Below are 15,645 nucleotides of genomic sequence, written 5' to 3'. Positions count from 1 at the left end.
TGTAATAACCACATGGCTTATCTTTCTTACGGGACTCACCAGTTATTTCATAGGACTGTGGAATTCAGAAATGCAACTGAACGAAAAAGGGTATTATTTCACCATAATCATGTTTGGTCTATTTGCCGTAATTTCTGTACAGAAAAGTGTGAGAGATAAACAGGAAGGCTTACCTGTAACCGAGTTGTATTATGGACTAAGTTGGTTCTCTACCCTGCTATGTGTTGCTTTACTGATTATTGGGCTGTGGAATGCCGATCTTTGGTTGAGTGAAAAAGGATTCTTCGGGATCGCATTTTTATTAGCCCTCTTTGGAGCCATCACTATTCAAAAAAACGTGAGAGATAATAGTACCAAATAAATTTATAAACAAACTAAAATATGGAATTTAACAACAAGAAACTCAGTAGAACCTCAAAATTTGTCAATATTCTGATAGCCGTAGTACTCTGCGGCTTTCTAATCTCTCTTTCATCCAAAATAATGGGAGATATTGACAATTGGAATGAAAGACCACAAGTTCAAGAATTTGAAAACAAACAGCTTTTAACGGAAAAAAGAGCTGAAATAGATACTTTGGAGCATAAAATTAATCTCATAAAAGAGAAAAAGCAAAGTATTCAATACACACTTAATGCCGTAAAAAATAATTATCAAAAAGCCAAAAACTCCTTTGATAACTGGATTGAAGCAAGAAAAACTGTTGGATCACCAACAGAGGACAAAGAGGTACTTTCTAGAGCTAATAAACTGGATGAAATTTATCAGACTCAACTCCAATGGAAGCAAGAATTATCAAAAATTAATCAAGAAATTACTAGCTACAGACAAGAAATCAATGCAATTAATCAAGATATTTCCAAGGAAAATGATAGAGCTTATGAAGAACAAAGTAAAGCCTATAGAAAGTATGAACTTCAAAATTTCTTGTACCGCTTGCTCTTCATTTTGCCTATTTTGCTTATTGGAATTTTCTTTATGTTCAAATTTAGAAAGCATAAATATTGGCCTCTTTTCTTAGGATTTATTCTTTTCTCTTTCTATTCGTTTTTCTTCGGGCTCCTACCCTATTTACCTAGTTATGGTGGTTATATTCGATATGCTGTTGGGATAGTTTTGAGTATCATCTTTGGAATTTATTTTATCAATAAAATCCGTGCCTTTATTGAGAATAAGAAAAAAGAACTCAAAGTTTCTACAGAAGAAAGAGCTAAAAATGTACAAACAGACACAGCCGAAAAAGCATTAGACAACCATATGTGTCCTTCTTGTGGTAAAGATTTTATCCTAAAAAAATGGGATAAATCTAATGACAAGAAAGCGAATAGAAGTTATGGAATAGTGACCAATTTTTGTAGATTTTGTGGACTCGAATTGTTTAAAAAATGTAAATCTTGTGGTGTAGAAAACTACGCTCATCTACCCTACTGCGCAAACTGCGGTGATGATGTTCAAGAAAAAAAACAGAAAGATAATTCCTAGTTTTTGTTTTGAAAATCCTTTTGACAAATGATTTTGTTGAGAGGGTTTTCTTTTGTGAAGATTTAGGTTCAGTAAATCAACACAATAAATAGCATGAAATTTTACTAACCAAAAGTATAGTAAAAAGAATAAGCGAGTATAATATATTTACAACAATCTTCTTCGAATAATAGATTTATAGGATCTTCCTATTGGTAAAAATCGTTTTTGGATTTCTACATCATTTTTTACTATTTTATCTATATAATTAATATTGACTATAAAAGATCGATGAATTTTTTGGAAGCTAATATTCGGTACTTTTTCTTCTACACTCTTTAACGACATCTTAGTTCTTAAAATTCCTTCTTTGGTATGGAATAGACAATACTCTCTTTCTGATTCGATATAATAAATATCTACATAATCCACTTTTCTTAGTTTTCTATTTATCGATATGAATATTGAAGAATTCTTGTTAATCTCATATTCTGAAATTCGAAGCTTCGGAAGTATTTTATTGATACATTTATCAAACTGGATCCTAGTAATTGGTTTTAGGAGATAATCCATTGCATTAATATTAAATGCTTTATATGCATACTCCTTATAACCCGTCAAAAAGACTATAGGGTTCTTTAAAGGTTTATTTTCAAGAATCTCTATCGAATTTTCTTTTCGAAGAATAATATCTAAGAATAAAATAGCATTGGGGTTACTAAGTATTAACTCCTTGGCATCAATAAATTGCGAAAAAGTTCCTATAAGATTTAAGCGAGGTGTTTCTTGAATATAATATTTTATTAAATCCAAAGAAGGTTTGTTATCTTCCACCACAATACAAGTATAAGTTTTATGCCTCATCCAAAACGATCGTTAATTCCACAAAATAAGAATCTTCTTTCTCAAGAATACTAAGGTCGTAACGATCTTGGTATTGTAAATTCAACCTCTTTTTCATATTTATCAACCCAATTTTTGTAGAGTTTATTCCACCATCAACATCCAAATGAATGGAATTCTCTAAAGTGAATATTAGTAGATTATGCTCCGTTTTAATATCAAGAACAATAGCCCCCTCTTCACTTTCCAAAATTCCACTATGCTTTACAGCATTTTCTACCAAAGTCATTAATATAAGCGGATATATTTTGAGAGAAGTAAGGGGTTTATGAACTGTGTATTCGATTTTTACTAAAGGGGAAATTCTTTGCTCAATATTATCTAAATACGCTAAAATACAATTCACTTCTTCCTTTAAGCTGTTCATCATATTTATATCACTCTTCAGATTAAATGACATATATTCCGATAGAAATTTAATATAAATTTCCGATTGATCCTTATCCCCTTTTCTCACCAAGCCAAGGAGATTATTTAATTCGTTATTAAAAAAATGGGGTTTTATTTGGTTTTGAAGAAACTGAATTTCCATCTTCATCAGTCTACGTTTTGTAATTATTGCATCTTTTATAAAATAATATAATGTAGAAGCCGAGACTATAAGAATAATGAAATAAGTATCTCTAGCCATATCTATTGATGATCGACTTATTCCATTTTTTAATAAGTACAAAATCAACTGAAAGAAAATACTATAGCTAATCAAGCCAAGTAAAAGAATTAGAATTATCTTTATTAAATGTAACTTTTTGTTTATTAAATATCGTAAACTAAAGATGTGAAGGTAAAATGGAAGGATTACTAAGGAGACAAAAACAATTCTTGCTTTCCAATATTCAAAGAATGATATGTCTTGAACTGATGAAAATTCATTGCTTGCAAGTTTCCAATTAATCAATAAAAATATGATCCAAAACAATAAATGTCTTAGAATTCTAAATAATTTACCTGATACCCTTTTAATACTTGATCTCATAGATTACCAAATATAAACTAATTTACTTCTAATCTAATGCTCAGAGTATTTGCAAAGTAGATAATTGTTAATGGTATTTTGTTCCTGTGTAGTCAATAACTGATCCGTAATAATAAGTTCTCCAATACTTGATATTGAACCTCTATTGTTGTTTCTATTAGTCAGTAATTTTATTTTTTCAATGAGGGGAAATCCTGATAGACCAGTCCTTTTAGAGACCAATTCACCATCTATCAAGAACTCCAATGTATGTGAGCCACCCTCCAAATAACTTCGAATATTAAAAACATGTAATTCGTCGTTCATTACAGAAACTCGTTTGTCTGTTCCATCGGGGCTAGAGCTTGCTTTACCACAAATTTTCAGTTTATTGTTCCCATCATTAAAACGCAAAGTAAAATAATCTGCCGTACAATCATCAGCTGCAGCAACTGTTGCACCAGATCCTATCTGAAAAGAATAATCTTTATTTGCTCCATCAGCAGAAGCAAAGAAACAAGCGTTCGATCCTGGTGCATTTCCATCAAATTTTGCCACAATAAACATTTCCATTTCTTGCTGCAAATCAGGGCTAATGTCATTTTCAATTTTCGACCCAGCTCCAATAGTGGAATTTGAAAAAGAAACCGTTCTGGTCAAATAATCTTTCTGCTGGTAACTTATTGATGATGCTTCTTCTTCATAGATAAAGATACCATCCCCCGAGGCCGTATTCTGTACTGGCTCCAGGCTCCCAGGCGAATAGACTAAAGTAGCACTATTGCTTCCATTGGAATGAATCATTTCCGCACTATAAACATAGTCTCCATGATTAGGTGCAATTCCGGCATCGCTTCCCGTATTTGTTCCATCCAATGCCATATTTGACAAAGTATTGGCTTTAGTAGGGTCAAGTCTATAAACATATTGCAGAGATGCTAGGTTTTCATTGACTGTCTTACTACAACAAAGGTCAAACCATGAATCACCATTAAAATACTCCAAACAGTTTTGCGTGGTATTATAGATTACCAACCCTTCAGAAGGTGACGAAATATTATTCCGTTCTAATAAAGATAATCTTGGAGGTAAAAATCCTTTTGTAGTCGATGCTAAATCTAAAATAGCTGAAGAATGGGGCGATGTTGTTCCTATCCCAACCTGTCCTTTTGACTCATATACAAATGATAAATAGATAGATAAGGTAAAAACTAAGTAAATGTACTTGTGCATAGTTTCATTTTTTATGCATGCAAAATTAGAAACATTAAATAATTGCTGAGAAATCAAGCTTATCAAAGTCTATAAAAAGAACTTATATGCCTATAAACGACAATTATTAAAATCCACTTTTGACAATGAATTTATTGAGAGGGTTTCTTTTGTGATTGCACTTGGAAGAAGAATTTTTCACACTCGCCTTTATTCAAAGAGAGGCATAAACCAATCTTTAGGTATCTAAATAAACCCTTTTTAATACCTTTTTAACTGAACTTAATGCCTATCAACAGAAACTAACAGAATTATGTTATATATTAGAGTTCTAATCAAAATAGAATTTTAATATGAAACTATCCATCGAAAATTTATCAAAAGAATACCCAAATGGGGTAAAAGCTATTGATGAACTACAATTAGAAATCGGAACGGGAATGTTCGGATTATTAGGACCCAACGGAGCAGGAAAATCCTCGCTCATGCGCACCATCGCCACTTTACAAAAACCTGATACTGGATCCATTACTTTCGATGGGATTAATGTATTAGAAAACCCCATGGAATTGAGGAAAATTTTGGGCTACCTTCCTCAGCAATTTGGCGTTTACCCAAAAATGTCTGCATTAGATCTTCTGCATTATTTGGCAACTTTAAAAGGAATTCATTCCAAAACTGAACGCAATAAAATCGTTCAAAAAGTTCTTGAAATCACCAATCTTTATGAAGTAAGAAAGAAAAATGTTTCGGGATATTCTGGAGGAATGAAACAACGTTTCGGAATTGCTCAATTATTACTCAATAATCCAAAGTTAATCATTGTGGATGAACCCACTGCGGGATTAGACCCTGCAGAACGCCATCGTTTTTTAAACGTTCTAAGAGAAGTAGGAACAAACTCTACTGTTATTTTCTCAACCCATATTGTAGATGATGTAAAAGAACTTTGTAATGCCATGGCAATTCTCAATGGAGGAAAAATATTGATGCAATCAACACCAAAACTTGCCACAGAAGGATTACAAGGAAAAATATGGTCAAAGGAAATCTCCCGAGAAGCCATTGAAAACTATGAAAATAATTATACCATTTTATCTACAAGCTTTACCCAAGACGATCAATTGATGGTAAGAGCCTTTTCTGAAACGGACCCTGAAAACGGCTTCCAGTTGGCAACTGCTCACTTAGAAGATGTGTATTATCATACTTTAAATTCGGATAATCAAATAATCCTTAATCAATAAGATTTTATGTTTTATCCTATTTTTAAACAAGAGCTAAAACATTGGTCTAGGAAGACAAGTGTTTATATTTTCGCTGCCATTTTTTTGGCATTAGGAATTCTTATTGGTGGTGCTACTGGTGGTATTTTTGATCATATTACTGTCCAGACAGAAAGTACAGCAAAAGTGAATTCACCCATTTATATCACAGGGCTATTCACGGGTTTATCAATGATGATCAACTTTTTTATTCCAGCCATCATTGGAGTAGCGGTTTACCGGGATTATAAAAGCCAGATGCATCAAATACTCTATTCTTATCCCTTCACAAAAGCCTCTTACTTAACCGCCAAATTCTTAAGTGCCTTTACCGTCACTGCACTTATTGCTATTTGTATTGGAATTGGTTTAGAAATTGGATTTCATTTACCAGGAGTAAATCCTGATAAACTCGGTGATTTTCAAATATTTTCTTATTTATTTACCTATTTTATTCTCGTTCTGCCTAATATATTGTTTGTTGGAATTCTCATTTTTTCTTTAGTTACTTTTTCAAGAAAAATTGCAGCGGGTTATATTTTGGTTCTTTTATTAATCTTGGTACAAGGTTTTATCAATTCCTTTGGTTCAAACCCCGAAAATGAATATTATATCGGTCTTTTTGATCCATTTGGTGAAGGTGCATTAAACTATATTACTGGAAAATGGACACTTGCTGAGCAAAACACCAACTTTATTCCTTTAGATCCTGTTCTTCTCTTCAATCGTTTGATTTGGATAGGTGTTTCTATACTCATCTTTATTGGAACCTATACCAAATTTCAATTCTCTGAGAATGCTTGGTCACTTTCATTGAGAAAAAACAAAGGTAAACGTGTTACCAAAGAAAATACCAGTCAGGTAAAAAAGATTATTTTACCAAAAGTAAATCTTCAATTTTCTTTTAAAAAACACCTAAAAACCGCATGGAAAATTGCCAAAACAGATTTTAAATACATCTACTCCAGTTGGCCTTTTAGGATTATTACTGCAGTGGGAATCCTTTTCCTTTTTATGGAAGTGGTGGATGCAGGAGAAATGTATGAAACCAATGTATTTCCTACAACGGGAATTATTTTGGGAACTTCGGCAGGTGTTTTTGGTCTTTTTATTAATATTCTCACCTTTTTATATACGGGCTTACTGATTCACAGAAGTCGTGTTTACAAAATATCCGAAATAGAAAATACTACGCCAGTTCCAAACTGGGTTTTGATGTTATCCAAATTTTTTGCGATATTCAAAATGCAATTAATTTTATTGAGTATCATACTTCTTGTTGGTGTTTCTTTTCAGCTTTATAGTGGTTTTTATGATATTCAACTGGGGCATTATCTATTTGAACTTTTTGTGCTCAAATTCATGAATATTTTAGTCTGGACCTTCCTCGCTATTTTCATTCATACCTTGTTTAAAAACCCCTATCTCGGTTTTTTTATTTTATTATTAATCAGCACCAGTATAAACTTCCTAAGCTATGCAGGTATTGAGCAAGCTATTTACAAATACAACCAAGGTGGGTATTACGCCTATTCTGATATGAATGGTTATGGAGATTTTCTTACTCGATATTTCAGCTTTAAAAGCTATTGGCTATTCTTTGGTCTATTTCTACTTTTGTTGTCAAGCTTATTTTGGGTTCGAGTGCATTTTTCTTCTATCAAAGAAAGATTCCAATTGGCGAAAGCCAGAAAAACAAAATGGCATACAATTTTAGGTATTTCCTTTCTGATGATTTTTCTAATAATTGGCTCTAATATTTATTATGCCGATAATATTTTTGTAGAAAGAAAATCAAACAAAACTCAAGAAAAATTGATGGTGGAATGGGAAAAAAAGTACAAAAAATATGAAGGAAAAGCTCAACCTAGAATTATTTCTGCCAAGGTAAATATGGAGATTTTTCCAGATGAACGCAACTTTAAGGCTCAAGCTCAATTTGAACTCGTTAACAAAACAACGGAGAATATTCAAGAACTCTATCTCAATCACAATGGGTTAAAAAGTCAATTTTCTTTTGATAGAGCCACACATCTTGACCTAGAAGACACCGTTCATCATTTTGATATTTATCGTCTTGAAGAACCTTTGCGTCCTGGTGAAAAAATTCAGCTAGATATTGTGGTTGAAAATCAAGAGAATCATTGGCTAAAAAAACGATCTCCTGTAAGAAAAAATGGAACTTTTATTAATAGTTCTCAACTATTCCCAAGTTTTGGTTACTCCTCTTCTGGAGAATTAACTGATAATGGAGTAAGAGCCTCATACGGACTTCCAAAAAACGATTTAAGACCGCACCCAAGCGATTCTTCAGCACTGGGAAACACTTATATTTCTTATGACTCTGATTGGATTGATTTTGAAGCCACAGTGAGCACAAAAGAAGGTCAGATTGCAATTGCTCCAGGAAACTTGATCAAAGATTGGAAAAAAGATGGTAGACATTATTTTCAATACAAAATGGAGAGTAAAATTTTAAATTTCTTTGCGTTCAATTCTGGTGATTACAATATATATAAAGATCAATGGAATGATGAAGTGGATATAGAAATTTATTACCACTCAAAACACGATTATAACCTAAAAGACATGGCGGCTGGAGTAAAGGCTTCCCTGGATTATAATTCGAAGAATTTTTCGCCTTACCAGCACCGAGTAGTACGGATTGTGGAATTCCCAAGAACAGGTGGTTCATTTGCCCAATCTTTCCCTAATACCATTCCTTTCTCTGAAGCTGTAGGGTTTATAGCCAATAATGATACCACTGACCAAGTTGGTGTGAACTATTGTTTTGCTATAACGGTACATGAATTGGCTCACCAATGGTGGGCTCATCAAGTGATAGGCGCCGATGTTCTGGGAGCCACCATGCTATCTGAAAGTCTATCTGAATATGTAGCACTCCAAGTTCTTAAACATGAACATGGACCCGAAAAAATGCGAACTTTTCTAAAACACTCTATGCAGACCTATTTGCGTGGAAGAAGCAGGGAACGAAAAAGAGAAAAGCCACTCATGTATAATGATGGTCAAGGCTATATACGTTATCAAAAAGGATCGCTCATTTTCTATGCTTTAAGTGACTACCTGGGAGAAGAAAAACTCAATGGAGCACTCAAAAAGTACGTAGAAAAAGTACAATTTCAAGAACCTCCCTATACTACTTCTATCGAAATGGTAAATTATATTCGTCCCATTGTACCAGATTCTCTTGATTATTTGATTCAAGATATGTTTGAAACTATCACTCTCTATGATAATAAGATAAAAGAAGCAACTGTAAAGGATTTAGAAAATGGAGAATATGAAGTAACCATTGAATTCCTTACCCGAAAATATAAAGACAATGAGCAAGGTCAGCATTATTATGGTTCAGATTCTTTGTCTTTCATTCAAAAAAGCGGTGACACCTTACTCTCTGAAAATCTCAGAGATTATATAGAACTTGGTTTATTCTCAGAAGAGAAACAACTTTATCTAAAGAAACACAAAATAACGTCTATAAACAATAAAATAACGCTTGTGGTTAATGAAAAACCTACCGAAGTGGGTATTGACCCATACAATAAACTCATCGACATAAAAACAGATGACAATCGCAAAAAAGTAGATTAAACTTAGCTAAAAGCACTGGTTTTTGACTGGTGCTTTTTTTTTTGAGATATCTGAGAAATTGTTTCAAAAGCTACCTTCTCTCCTCTTTAGAATACGCTCTTCCTCGGTATTTTAGATGGCTTGTAATAATCTTTTCTCCTGTGTAAAATTGTTTTATTTTTGAATGGAATTTATACGGTATTTGATACATTTCTGTTAACTTATCTAATTCATTTTTCTTCGGCAAAACCGTTTTCTTTTGTTGTCTATAGAAATTCATAGTCGCATTTCCTATTAAAATTAGATACACACCGACAATTACTAAAATAGCAAAAAACCTAAATACTACTTCTATTGCTTCGGGTTCAGAGTCTACTATTTTATAAATTAATGGTACGCCTAATATAGAGGTAAAAAGATAGAAAAGGAATAATAAGACCAAAAATCCCATTGTTACAAAAACGCCAAAATTCAAAAACGCATTTTTTCTTGTTCTTTGTAATTCATCAAAAGCTCCGTTAACCTCAAAAAGGCGCTCTTTCAATTGATGATTGAGCTTTATTTTCTTACATTTCCCTACAAAAACGGGCTTTTTATTTGTCAGGCGACAAACATATCCTTTTTCGAAATTAAATTTTTGCAGATCACAGATCTGGCAATGACTGCTGGGTTTCATCGTTTTTGGGTTTATTAATTATCCTCTTTTGTTTTTGTATAATCGGGAAAAACTCTTCGAAAGAGGACTTATTTTTTTGATGTACCTCTAATATATTCATCATTCTTATCCATAACTTCTTCTGAAGTTAATCCAAAAAGCGGTGGTGTTTTTATGCCATTCATCTCCAAATAGAGATAAATTTCTGCTCTATGGTGAATCTCATGTTCCACCAATGCCCGCAACCATTTCCATGTACTAATTTCTGTTCCAAAAGAAGTTTTACATTTTTTTTGTAAATCATCTTCGGTAAGATTCTCAAAAATTGCTATAGACTCAGCATACATTTTATCATAATGTGCTAAAATACTTTGAACACCTTTTGCATAATTTTCACCACAACCATTATAAAGATTTCGATTTGTTGCTACTGTTTCGGCATATAAATACCTTTCTATATTTGCTATATGTCTAAACAAATCTCCAATCGTAAATTTCCCTGTACGATAGGTCCATTCTATTTGATCCTCAGGAATGATTTCTAATAATCTTCTTGTTCTTTGTTTGATTCTCGAATAGTATTTCAAAAATTGCTCGATATTCTTTATTTCCATTATTTTTTAATGATGGATTTGTTTTCTACGGTAATCTCAGAACCTTCTGCAAGCATCACGGAACTGGGTTTCTGATTGTTTAAAAAAGCAAATGTTTCCCCATAAATTTCAGAGAAATTTATTTGAATATTATAGTCCAGCACTTCGTAAACATTCCATTTTGGATGCGTCACTTCGTATTCTGTTGTTTTTTTATCAGATACTTTTGCATAGCCCCAATAATGTTCAGTTATAAACTCTGTCTTGCTTCCTGATGCTAAATCAACTGAATTTAAACTTGCTATGATTTTGACTTTATTCCAATCTTTTTGCTTTTTCCATTGATATTCCACACTTCTACAAGCTTCTTTTTTTTCCCAAAGATAATCCATTTTCATCGTTTCATAATTCTCATTATAAAGACTATTAGCGATAAAGGTTATCATTTGTCTTGGAACTATTTCTTTAATAAAAACCACCCCTCTTTTAATCTCGTTTTCGGTAATTCTTTTTACATAAAAACGAAGATTCACCTCTTCAAAATTGATGTGATTTGGCACCTTCAATCCCATTACACGAGTGTTTAAGAACATAAATCCGACCACACTTACATAACATTTTCCTTCCCATAAATCTAGCTCTGTTCCAAAAGGTAAATAAGGTTCTAATATTTTTGGATTGACTTCATAATTAATAATAGCTAATTTTCTCCATTCTGCTTTAAGAAAACTCATAGTGTTTTTATTTTATTATTTTTTTATCAAAGTACATGTTCTTCAAAGATACCTATTTAATTAAAGAAATGATATTCATTTTGAATATTCAAAATATAGAATTCTCATTCCTAAATCGTAATTTTACCCACCTAATAAATCAAGCGATGGACATCAATTTATCAGATCACCGAAAGTCTTATGAACAACATGAGCTCAACAAAGAAAATAGCCCAGAAAACCCAATGGAATTATTCCAAAAATGGTTTTATGAGGCAGATGAATCTGAATATGTATCTGAAGCCAATGCCATGAGTGTTGCCAGTATCGGTAAAGATGGATTTCCAAAAACTCGTGTAGTTTTATTAAAGCGTTTTACTTGGGAAGGTTTTGTTTTTTACACCAACTATCATAGTGAAAAAGGAAAAGCTATAGCTGAAAATAATCAAGTCTGTTTGAGCTTTTTCTGGCCCTTTTTTGAGCGGCAAATCATTATAAAAGGAAAGGCAGAAAAAATTACCGAAAATATGTCTGACGGTTATTTTGAATCTCGCCCAAAAGGATCTCAGCTTGGAGCTCTAGCATCAAACCAAAGTCAAACAATTGAAAACAAAGAACAAATGCTCCAAAGACTTCAAGAACTTGAAAAAGAGTATGAAAATAAAGAAATTACAAGACCAAAACATTGGGGTGGTTACTTGATTAAACCCGTTTCTATAGAATTTTGGCAAGGTCGCCCTAATAGAATGCACGATAGAATACGCTATGAACTCCAAGAAGATTTTGAATGGAAAAAAGATCGACTACAACCTTAATTATTTAGTAATCCATACTCAATTTTACTCTTCAAGTAAAGAAAAATCTGTCTCTTGGTTCCACTGTCAATTATAGATTCAAATTAACAATCAATTATACTTTATAATCTCTTGAAATTCAAAAAATATCTATTAGAAGTGATAAACAATTGACATAAATCATTAAACCCAATAGTCATTTTTTTTATATTTACGGGAAATTAGAAAACCTATGGCAAGAAAAAACTTATTGAAAGTATCTGAAGTTAGAAGAGAAACCGCAGATACAGTCTCTATACTACTCGATGTCCCAGAGCATTTAAAAGATTTGTACCAGTACAAGCAGGGTCAATATATCACCTTTGTAAAGGAAATAAACGGAGAAGAGCTCCGAAGAGCTTATTCTATTTGTGAGGCTCCTAGCTCAGGATTACTTAGAGTTGCCATCAAAGAAATTCCAAACGGAAAATTTTCAACCTACGCCAATAGAGAAATGAAATCAGGTGAACTGATAGATGTAATGACTCCTATGGGGAATTTTACGGCAGAGGTAGAAGCTGGATTCGCAAAAAAGTATGTCTTTTTTGCAGCAGGAAGTGGTATTACTCCTATTATTTCTAATATAAAAACTGTTTTAGAAATAGATTCCGAGAGCCGTGTAGTTTTGCTTTATGGTAATAAAAATTCAGAGTCTGTTATTTTTAGAGAACAACTCGAAGACCTTAAAAGTCAATACATGACTCGTCTTGAGGTTTATTATATCATGAGTAAGGATTTTGACACACCACAATCTCTACAAGGGAGAATTGATGTGGAAAAGTGTATCAATTTCAATAAAATTTCGCCGCTCACAGGTGCCGATGATTATTTCCTATGTGGTCCAGAAGAAATGATTTTAAATGTTTCGCAATGGCTAAAAGAACAAGGAACAGAAGAAAGCTCTATTCACTTTGAACTCTTTAATACAGGTGTAAAAAAAGCGGAAAACACAGATGACAGTAAGCCTCTAGCTGAGGGAACTGCACAAGTAAATGTAGTGGTTGATGGTGTTACTGTTTCGTTTGATTTAGAGAAAAATGGAGAAAATATTATGGATGCCGCACTAGAAGCTGGAGCCGATGTTCCTTTTGCTTGTAAAGGTGGAGTTTGCTGTACTTGTAGAGCCAAAGTATTGGAAGGCGAGGTAGAAATGAAAGTAAATTATTCTCTACAACCCGATGAGGTTGAAAATGGATTTGTTTTAAGCTGTCAAGCACATCCTGTAAGTGATCAAGTTACTTTAGATTTTGATTATATCTAATAAAGAGCACCATTACCTCACAAGGTAATAGATAAATACAAGCCCTTTCCTTATTAAATTAGGAGAGGGCTTTTTTTAGAGACACTTTTTTGCATATTTTTTTGATGTAACTAAAAACTAAATCCTAAAAATCTTGGGCAGTATCGCATAAACTCTATAATTATCGTAACTTTTTTAAATGGTAAACGTTGTAATAATAGAAAACGAACAGAAATGTTTCTAACTACAGATTATCAACAATTTTTAAAAAAGGAGTATAAAAATGTCTATTTGGAGAGTCTTATTATCAATTATTTTCCCACCTTTGGCAGTATTAGATCAAGGTTGTGGTTCTATTATTCTTGTGTTTATCCTTACCTGTTTAGGATGGATTCCTGGAGTAATTGCCGCATTGATAATACTTAACAAACAAAAATAACTAAGAAAATATGTTTGGAAATATGATGGAAAAGTTGCAACAAGCGCAACAAGATATCGAAAATAAAAAGCAAGAATTAGAGAAAGTATCTCTTGAAGAAAAATCACCAGATAAATCTATAGAAGTAGAAATCACTGCAAATGGAAAAATTAAAGGAATTCGTTTTTCAAAAGAACTTAACGAATATGACCCAGAAGAACTGGAAGATTTATTAGTCATTACACTTAATAAAGCGATTTCAAGAGCAGAAGAAATTAAGGAAAAAGAAATGGCAATGGCCGCAAAAAATTCTATGCCTAATATTCCTGGGTTATTCTAAAAAAACAAAATGATTTACAATAATAAAAACAACAAAAAAGTCCTTCTTGAAATGAAAATAGGAACGAAAATAATTTTTCTGTTTACTTTTCTTTTTTTCACCAATAGCAATGCACTATTTGCTCAAAATCTTTTAGAAGGACAAAAAATGTGGAGTGCCACAGAGAAACTTCAACAAGAAGACTTTAAAATTAAAACTACTAAACAAGGTAGCGATGTTCTTTTTGCACAGTTTAATCTTGCCCATAAGGCTAAAGGTTTTGATTTTATGAAAAAAAATCTCAATCAGAGAGTTCAAAATATCTTTATTGGAAATGCTTCCTGGATTGATACTTCTAAAACTGCTTACATAGAAAAATACTTAGCTTACCAGCAAGTTCAATTTGACATTACAGAAGTTCATGCCCGAAAGTTTCGAAAAAGATTATTAAAAAACAAGAAACAATTATTAAAGGGATTTTCTATTGTAAACGAAATAAGTAATCAAATTTCACAAGAGCTTTCTGAAGCTAGACTGGCGTTTGCACAAGATTCTAAAAATGGAAGTGATCAGCAGAAAATCGATGAATGGAAAGAAAAAATTAGCCGAGAATTAACTGCTTTAGAAGAATACCGATATGATAATACCCGAAAAATAAAAAACACAAAATAATATCATTTTGGTAGAAGGCTAAACCTATTTTCTTATTAAAAGATAATAGGTTTTTTTAGTTTCAAAAGCCTTAATCATTCCAAATTTTCCAAGATTTTTCTGCCTGCAATTTAAGCATATCAGCTCCATTGAGAACTTGAGCTTCATGTATCTTTCCTTTTTTAAGGAAAGTGGTAAGAGGAGGATTATAAATTAAATCGATTAAAAAATGTTCCTTTGTAAGAAATTCATAAGGTAAATCTGGGCAAAGATCAATGTTTGGAAAAGTCCCTAATGGAGTTGTGTTCACAATAATTTTAAAGGCATTTATATGTCCTTGACCGATTTCGCTATAGGAAAATTCTTTTTCATTTTCTGCCTTTCTACGTGCATAAAACACTTCTATTCCCCATTTTTCAAACACATGTGCTACGGCTTTACTTGCTCCTCCCTTCCCAAGAATCATAACTCGTTCAAATTTGTTCTCGATAAAAGGGTGAATCATTTTTTTGAAGCCATAGGCATCGGTATTAAAACCAATCCATTTCCCATCTGTAATTTTTACGCAATTAACCGCTCCAATTTCTTGGGCAGTTTCATCCAAAGCATCTAAAAAGGGAAGAATTTTCTCTTTATAAGGCTGAGTTACATTAAATCCTTTCAAATTTCTAGTAGATACTTCGTCTTTAAGTGTATCTAAATTAGGCAAATCCATCAGTTCATAGTGATGATTTCTTAGTCCTAATTTTTTGAATTTTTCTTTAAAAAAAGATGGGGAGAAAGAATATGATATTCCTCTCCCCAGTAATGCATATTTAGACATAATTTTTTCG

The 15,645-nt window shown here is 32.5% G+C and carries 16 protein-coding genes; 9 read left to right on the top strand and 7 right to left on the bottom strand.

The features are described 5' to 3' along the window. Nucleotides 1-4: 4 nt before the first annotated feature. Together yiaA and N4A45_01950 are read left to right on the top strand one after the other, a co-directional pair. A complete protein-coding gene (gene yiaA / locus N4A45_01955) occupies nucleotides 5-361 on the top strand; it encodes an inner membrane protein YiaA (protein ID MCT4663981.1) in 357 nt (118 codons plus the stop codon). Nucleotides 362-381: 20 nt separating this feature from the next. Continuing rightward, nucleotides 382-1,482 (top strand): hypothetical protein, encoded by a 1,101-nt coding sequence (locus tag N4A45_01950; GenBank protein MCT4663980.1) that lies wholly within the window; start codon nucleotides 382-384, stop codon nucleotides 1,480-1,482. Nucleotides 1,483-1,629: 147 nt separating this feature from the next. On the opposite strand, the gene N4A45_01945 is transcribed toward N4A45_01950, so the two are convergent. From N4A45_01945 to N4A45_01935, 3 genes are all read right to left on the bottom strand, one after another. Continuing rightward, nucleotides 1,630-2,325: a LytTR family DNA-binding domain-containing protein gene (locus N4A45_01945; GenBank protein MCT4663979.1), complete on the bottom strand. Its 696-nt coding sequence runs from the start codon at nucleotides 2,323-2,325 to the stop codon at nucleotides 1,630-1,632. Then, a complete protein-coding gene (locus N4A45_01940; protein MCT4663978.1) occupies nucleotides 2,315-2,902 on the bottom strand; it encodes a histidine kinase in 588 nt (195 codons plus the stop codon). Before N4A45_01940 ends, N4A45_01945 begins: the two co-directional genes overlap by 11 nt. 471 nt (nucleotides 2,903-3,373) lie before the next feature. Further along, on the bottom strand, nucleotides 3,374-4,552 hold the full coding sequence (locus tag N4A45_01935) for a hypothetical protein (protein ID MCT4663977.1): 1,179 nt from the start codon (nucleotides 4,550-4,552) through the stop codon (nucleotides 3,374-3,376). 332 nt (nucleotides 4,553-4,884) lie between these two features. On the opposite strand from N4A45_01935, the gene N4A45_01930 reads away from it, so the two are divergent. Further along, on the top strand, nucleotides 4,885-5,778 hold the full coding sequence (locus N4A45_01930) for an ABC transporter ATP-binding protein (protein ID MCT4663976.1): 894 nt from the start codon (nucleotides 4,885-4,887) through the stop codon (nucleotides 5,776-5,778). 6 nt (nucleotides 5,779-5,784) lie between these two features. Next, the gene (locus N4A45_01925) at nucleotides 5,785-9,411 is read left to right on the top strand and encodes a M1 family aminopeptidase (protein ID MCT4663975.1); all 3,627 of its coding nucleotides are present in this window, start codon (nucleotides 5,785-5,787) and stop codon (nucleotides 9,409-9,411) included. A 70-nt stretch (nucleotides 9,412-9,481) separates the two neighbouring features. On the opposite strand, the gene N4A45_01920 is transcribed toward N4A45_01925, so the two are convergent. The 3 genes from N4A45_01920 to N4A45_01910 form a co-directional block, all read right to left on the bottom strand. Continuing rightward, on the bottom strand, nucleotides 9,482-10,066 hold the full coding sequence (locus tag N4A45_01920; GenBank protein ID MCT4663974.1) for a hypothetical protein: 585 nt from the start codon (nucleotides 10,064-10,066) through the stop codon (nucleotides 9,482-9,484). A gap of 68 nt (nucleotides 10,067-10,134) precedes the next feature. After that, a complete protein-coding gene (locus tag N4A45_01915; protein ID MCT4663973.1) occupies nucleotides 10,135-10,659 on the bottom strand; it encodes a DinB family protein in 525 nt (174 codons plus the stop codon). After that, entirely contained in the window at nucleotides 10,659-11,372 is a 714-nt protein-coding gene (locus N4A45_01910; protein ID MCT4663972.1) for a DUF2071 domain-containing protein, read from the bottom strand. Before N4A45_01910 ends, N4A45_01915 begins: the two co-directional genes overlap by 1 nt. A gap of 146 nt (nucleotides 11,373-11,518) precedes the next feature. On the opposite strand from N4A45_01910, the gene pdxH reads away from it, so the two are divergent. The 5 genes from pdxH (at nucleotide 11,519) to N4A45_01885 (ending at nucleotide 14,833) form a co-directional block, all read left to right on the top strand. After that, entirely contained in the window at nucleotides 11,519-12,166 is a 648-nt protein-coding gene (gene pdxH / locus N4A45_01905) for a pyridoxamine 5'-phosphate oxidase (GenBank protein ID MCT4663971.1), read from the top strand. A gap of 211 nt (nucleotides 12,167-12,377) precedes the next feature. Then, nucleotides 12,378-13,445 (top strand): 2Fe-2S iron-sulfur cluster-binding protein, encoded by a 1,068-nt coding sequence (locus N4A45_01900; GenBank protein ID MCT4663970.1) that lies wholly within the window; start codon nucleotides 12,378-12,380, stop codon nucleotides 13,443-13,445. A 262-nt stretch (nucleotides 13,446-13,707) separates the two neighbouring features. Continuing rightward, nucleotides 13,708-13,863 carry a YqaE/Pmp3 family membrane protein gene (locus tag N4A45_01895; protein MCT4663969.1) on the top strand — a complete coding sequence of 52 codons (156 nt, stop codon included), beginning with the start codon at nucleotides 13,708-13,710 and terminating at the stop codon, nucleotides 13,861-13,863. Between the two features lie 22 nt (nucleotides 13,864-13,885). Further along, entirely contained in the window at nucleotides 13,886-14,182 is a 297-nt protein-coding gene (locus tag N4A45_01890; protein MCT4663968.1) for a YbaB/EbfC family nucleoid-associated protein, read from the top strand. Nucleotides 14,183-14,191: 9 nt separating this feature from the next. Further along, nucleotides 14,192-14,833 (top strand): hypothetical protein, encoded by a 642-nt coding sequence (locus N4A45_01885; protein ID MCT4663967.1) that lies wholly within the window; start codon nucleotides 14,192-14,194, stop codon nucleotides 14,831-14,833. 70 nt (nucleotides 14,834-14,903) lie between these two features. Here N4A45_01885 and N4A45_01880 read toward each other — a convergent pair whose 3' ends face one another. After that, nucleotides 14,904-15,635: a shikimate dehydrogenase gene (locus N4A45_01880; GenBank protein ID MCT4663966.1), complete on the bottom strand. Its 732-nt coding sequence runs from the start codon at nucleotides 15,633-15,635 to the stop codon at nucleotides 14,904-14,906. Nucleotides 15,636-15,645: the final 10 nt, after the last annotated feature.

The organism is Flavobacteriales bacterium, assembly GCA_025210805.1.
Taxonomy (GTDB): domain Bacteria; phylum Bacteroidota; class Bacteroidia; order Flavobacteriales; family CAJXXR01; genus JAOAQX01.
Note: the sequence above shows the minus strand (reverse complement) of the source record. Positions and strands in the feature narration are given on the sequence as shown.

Coding starts and splice junctions, on each gene's coding strand:
- N4A45_01950 (MCT4663980.1), top strand. CDS start 382: ATGGAATTTAACAACAAGAAACTCAGTAGAACCTCAAAATTTGTCAAT.
- N4A45_01945 (MCT4663979.1), bottom strand. CDS start 2,325: ATGAGGCATAAAACTTATACTTGTATTGTGGTGGAAGATAACAAACCT.
- N4A45_01940 (MCT4663978.1), bottom strand. CDS start 2,902: ATGAAGATGGAAATTCAGTTTCTTCAAAACCAAATAAAACCCCATTTT.
- N4A45_01935 (MCT4663977.1), bottom strand. CDS start 4,552: ATGCACAAGTACATTTACTTAGTTTTTACCTTATCTATCTATTTATCA.
- N4A45_01930 (MCT4663976.1), top strand. CDS start 4,885: ATGAAACTATCCATCGAAAATTTATCAAAAGAATACCCAAATGGGGTA.
- N4A45_01925 (MCT4663975.1), top strand. CDS start 5,785: ATGTTTTATCCTATTTTTAAACAAGAGCTAAAACATTGGTCTAGGAAG.
- N4A45_01920 (MCT4663974.1), bottom strand. CDS start 10,066: ATGAAACCCAGCAGTCATTGCCAGATCTGTGATCTGCAAAAATTTAAT.
- N4A45_01915 (MCT4663973.1), bottom strand. CDS start 10,659: ATGGAAATAAAGAATATCGAGCAATTTTTGAAATACTATTCGAGAATC.
- N4A45_01910 (MCT4663972.1), bottom strand. CDS start 11,372: ATGAGTTTTCTTAAAGCAGAATGGAGAAAATTAGCTATTATTAATTAT.
- pdxH (MCT4663971.1), top strand. CDS start 11,519: ATGGACATCAATTTATCAGATCACCGAAAGTCTTATGAACAACATGAG.
- N4A45_01900 (MCT4663970.1), top strand. CDS start 12,378: ATGGCAAGAAAAAACTTATTGAAAGTATCTGAAGTTAGAAGAGAAACC.
- N4A45_01895 (MCT4663969.1), top strand. CDS start 13,708: ATGTCTATTTGGAGAGTCTTATTATCAATTATTTTCCCACCTTTGGCA.
- N4A45_01890 (MCT4663968.1), top strand. CDS start 13,886: ATGATGGAAAAGTTGCAACAAGCGCAACAAGATATCGAAAATAAAAAG.
- N4A45_01885 (MCT4663967.1), top strand. CDS start 14,192: ATGATTTACAATAATAAAAACAACAAAAAAGTCCTTCTTGAAATGAAA.
- N4A45_01880 (MCT4663966.1), bottom strand. CDS start 15,635: ATGTCTAAATATGCATTACTGGGGAGAGGAATATCATATTCTTTCTCC.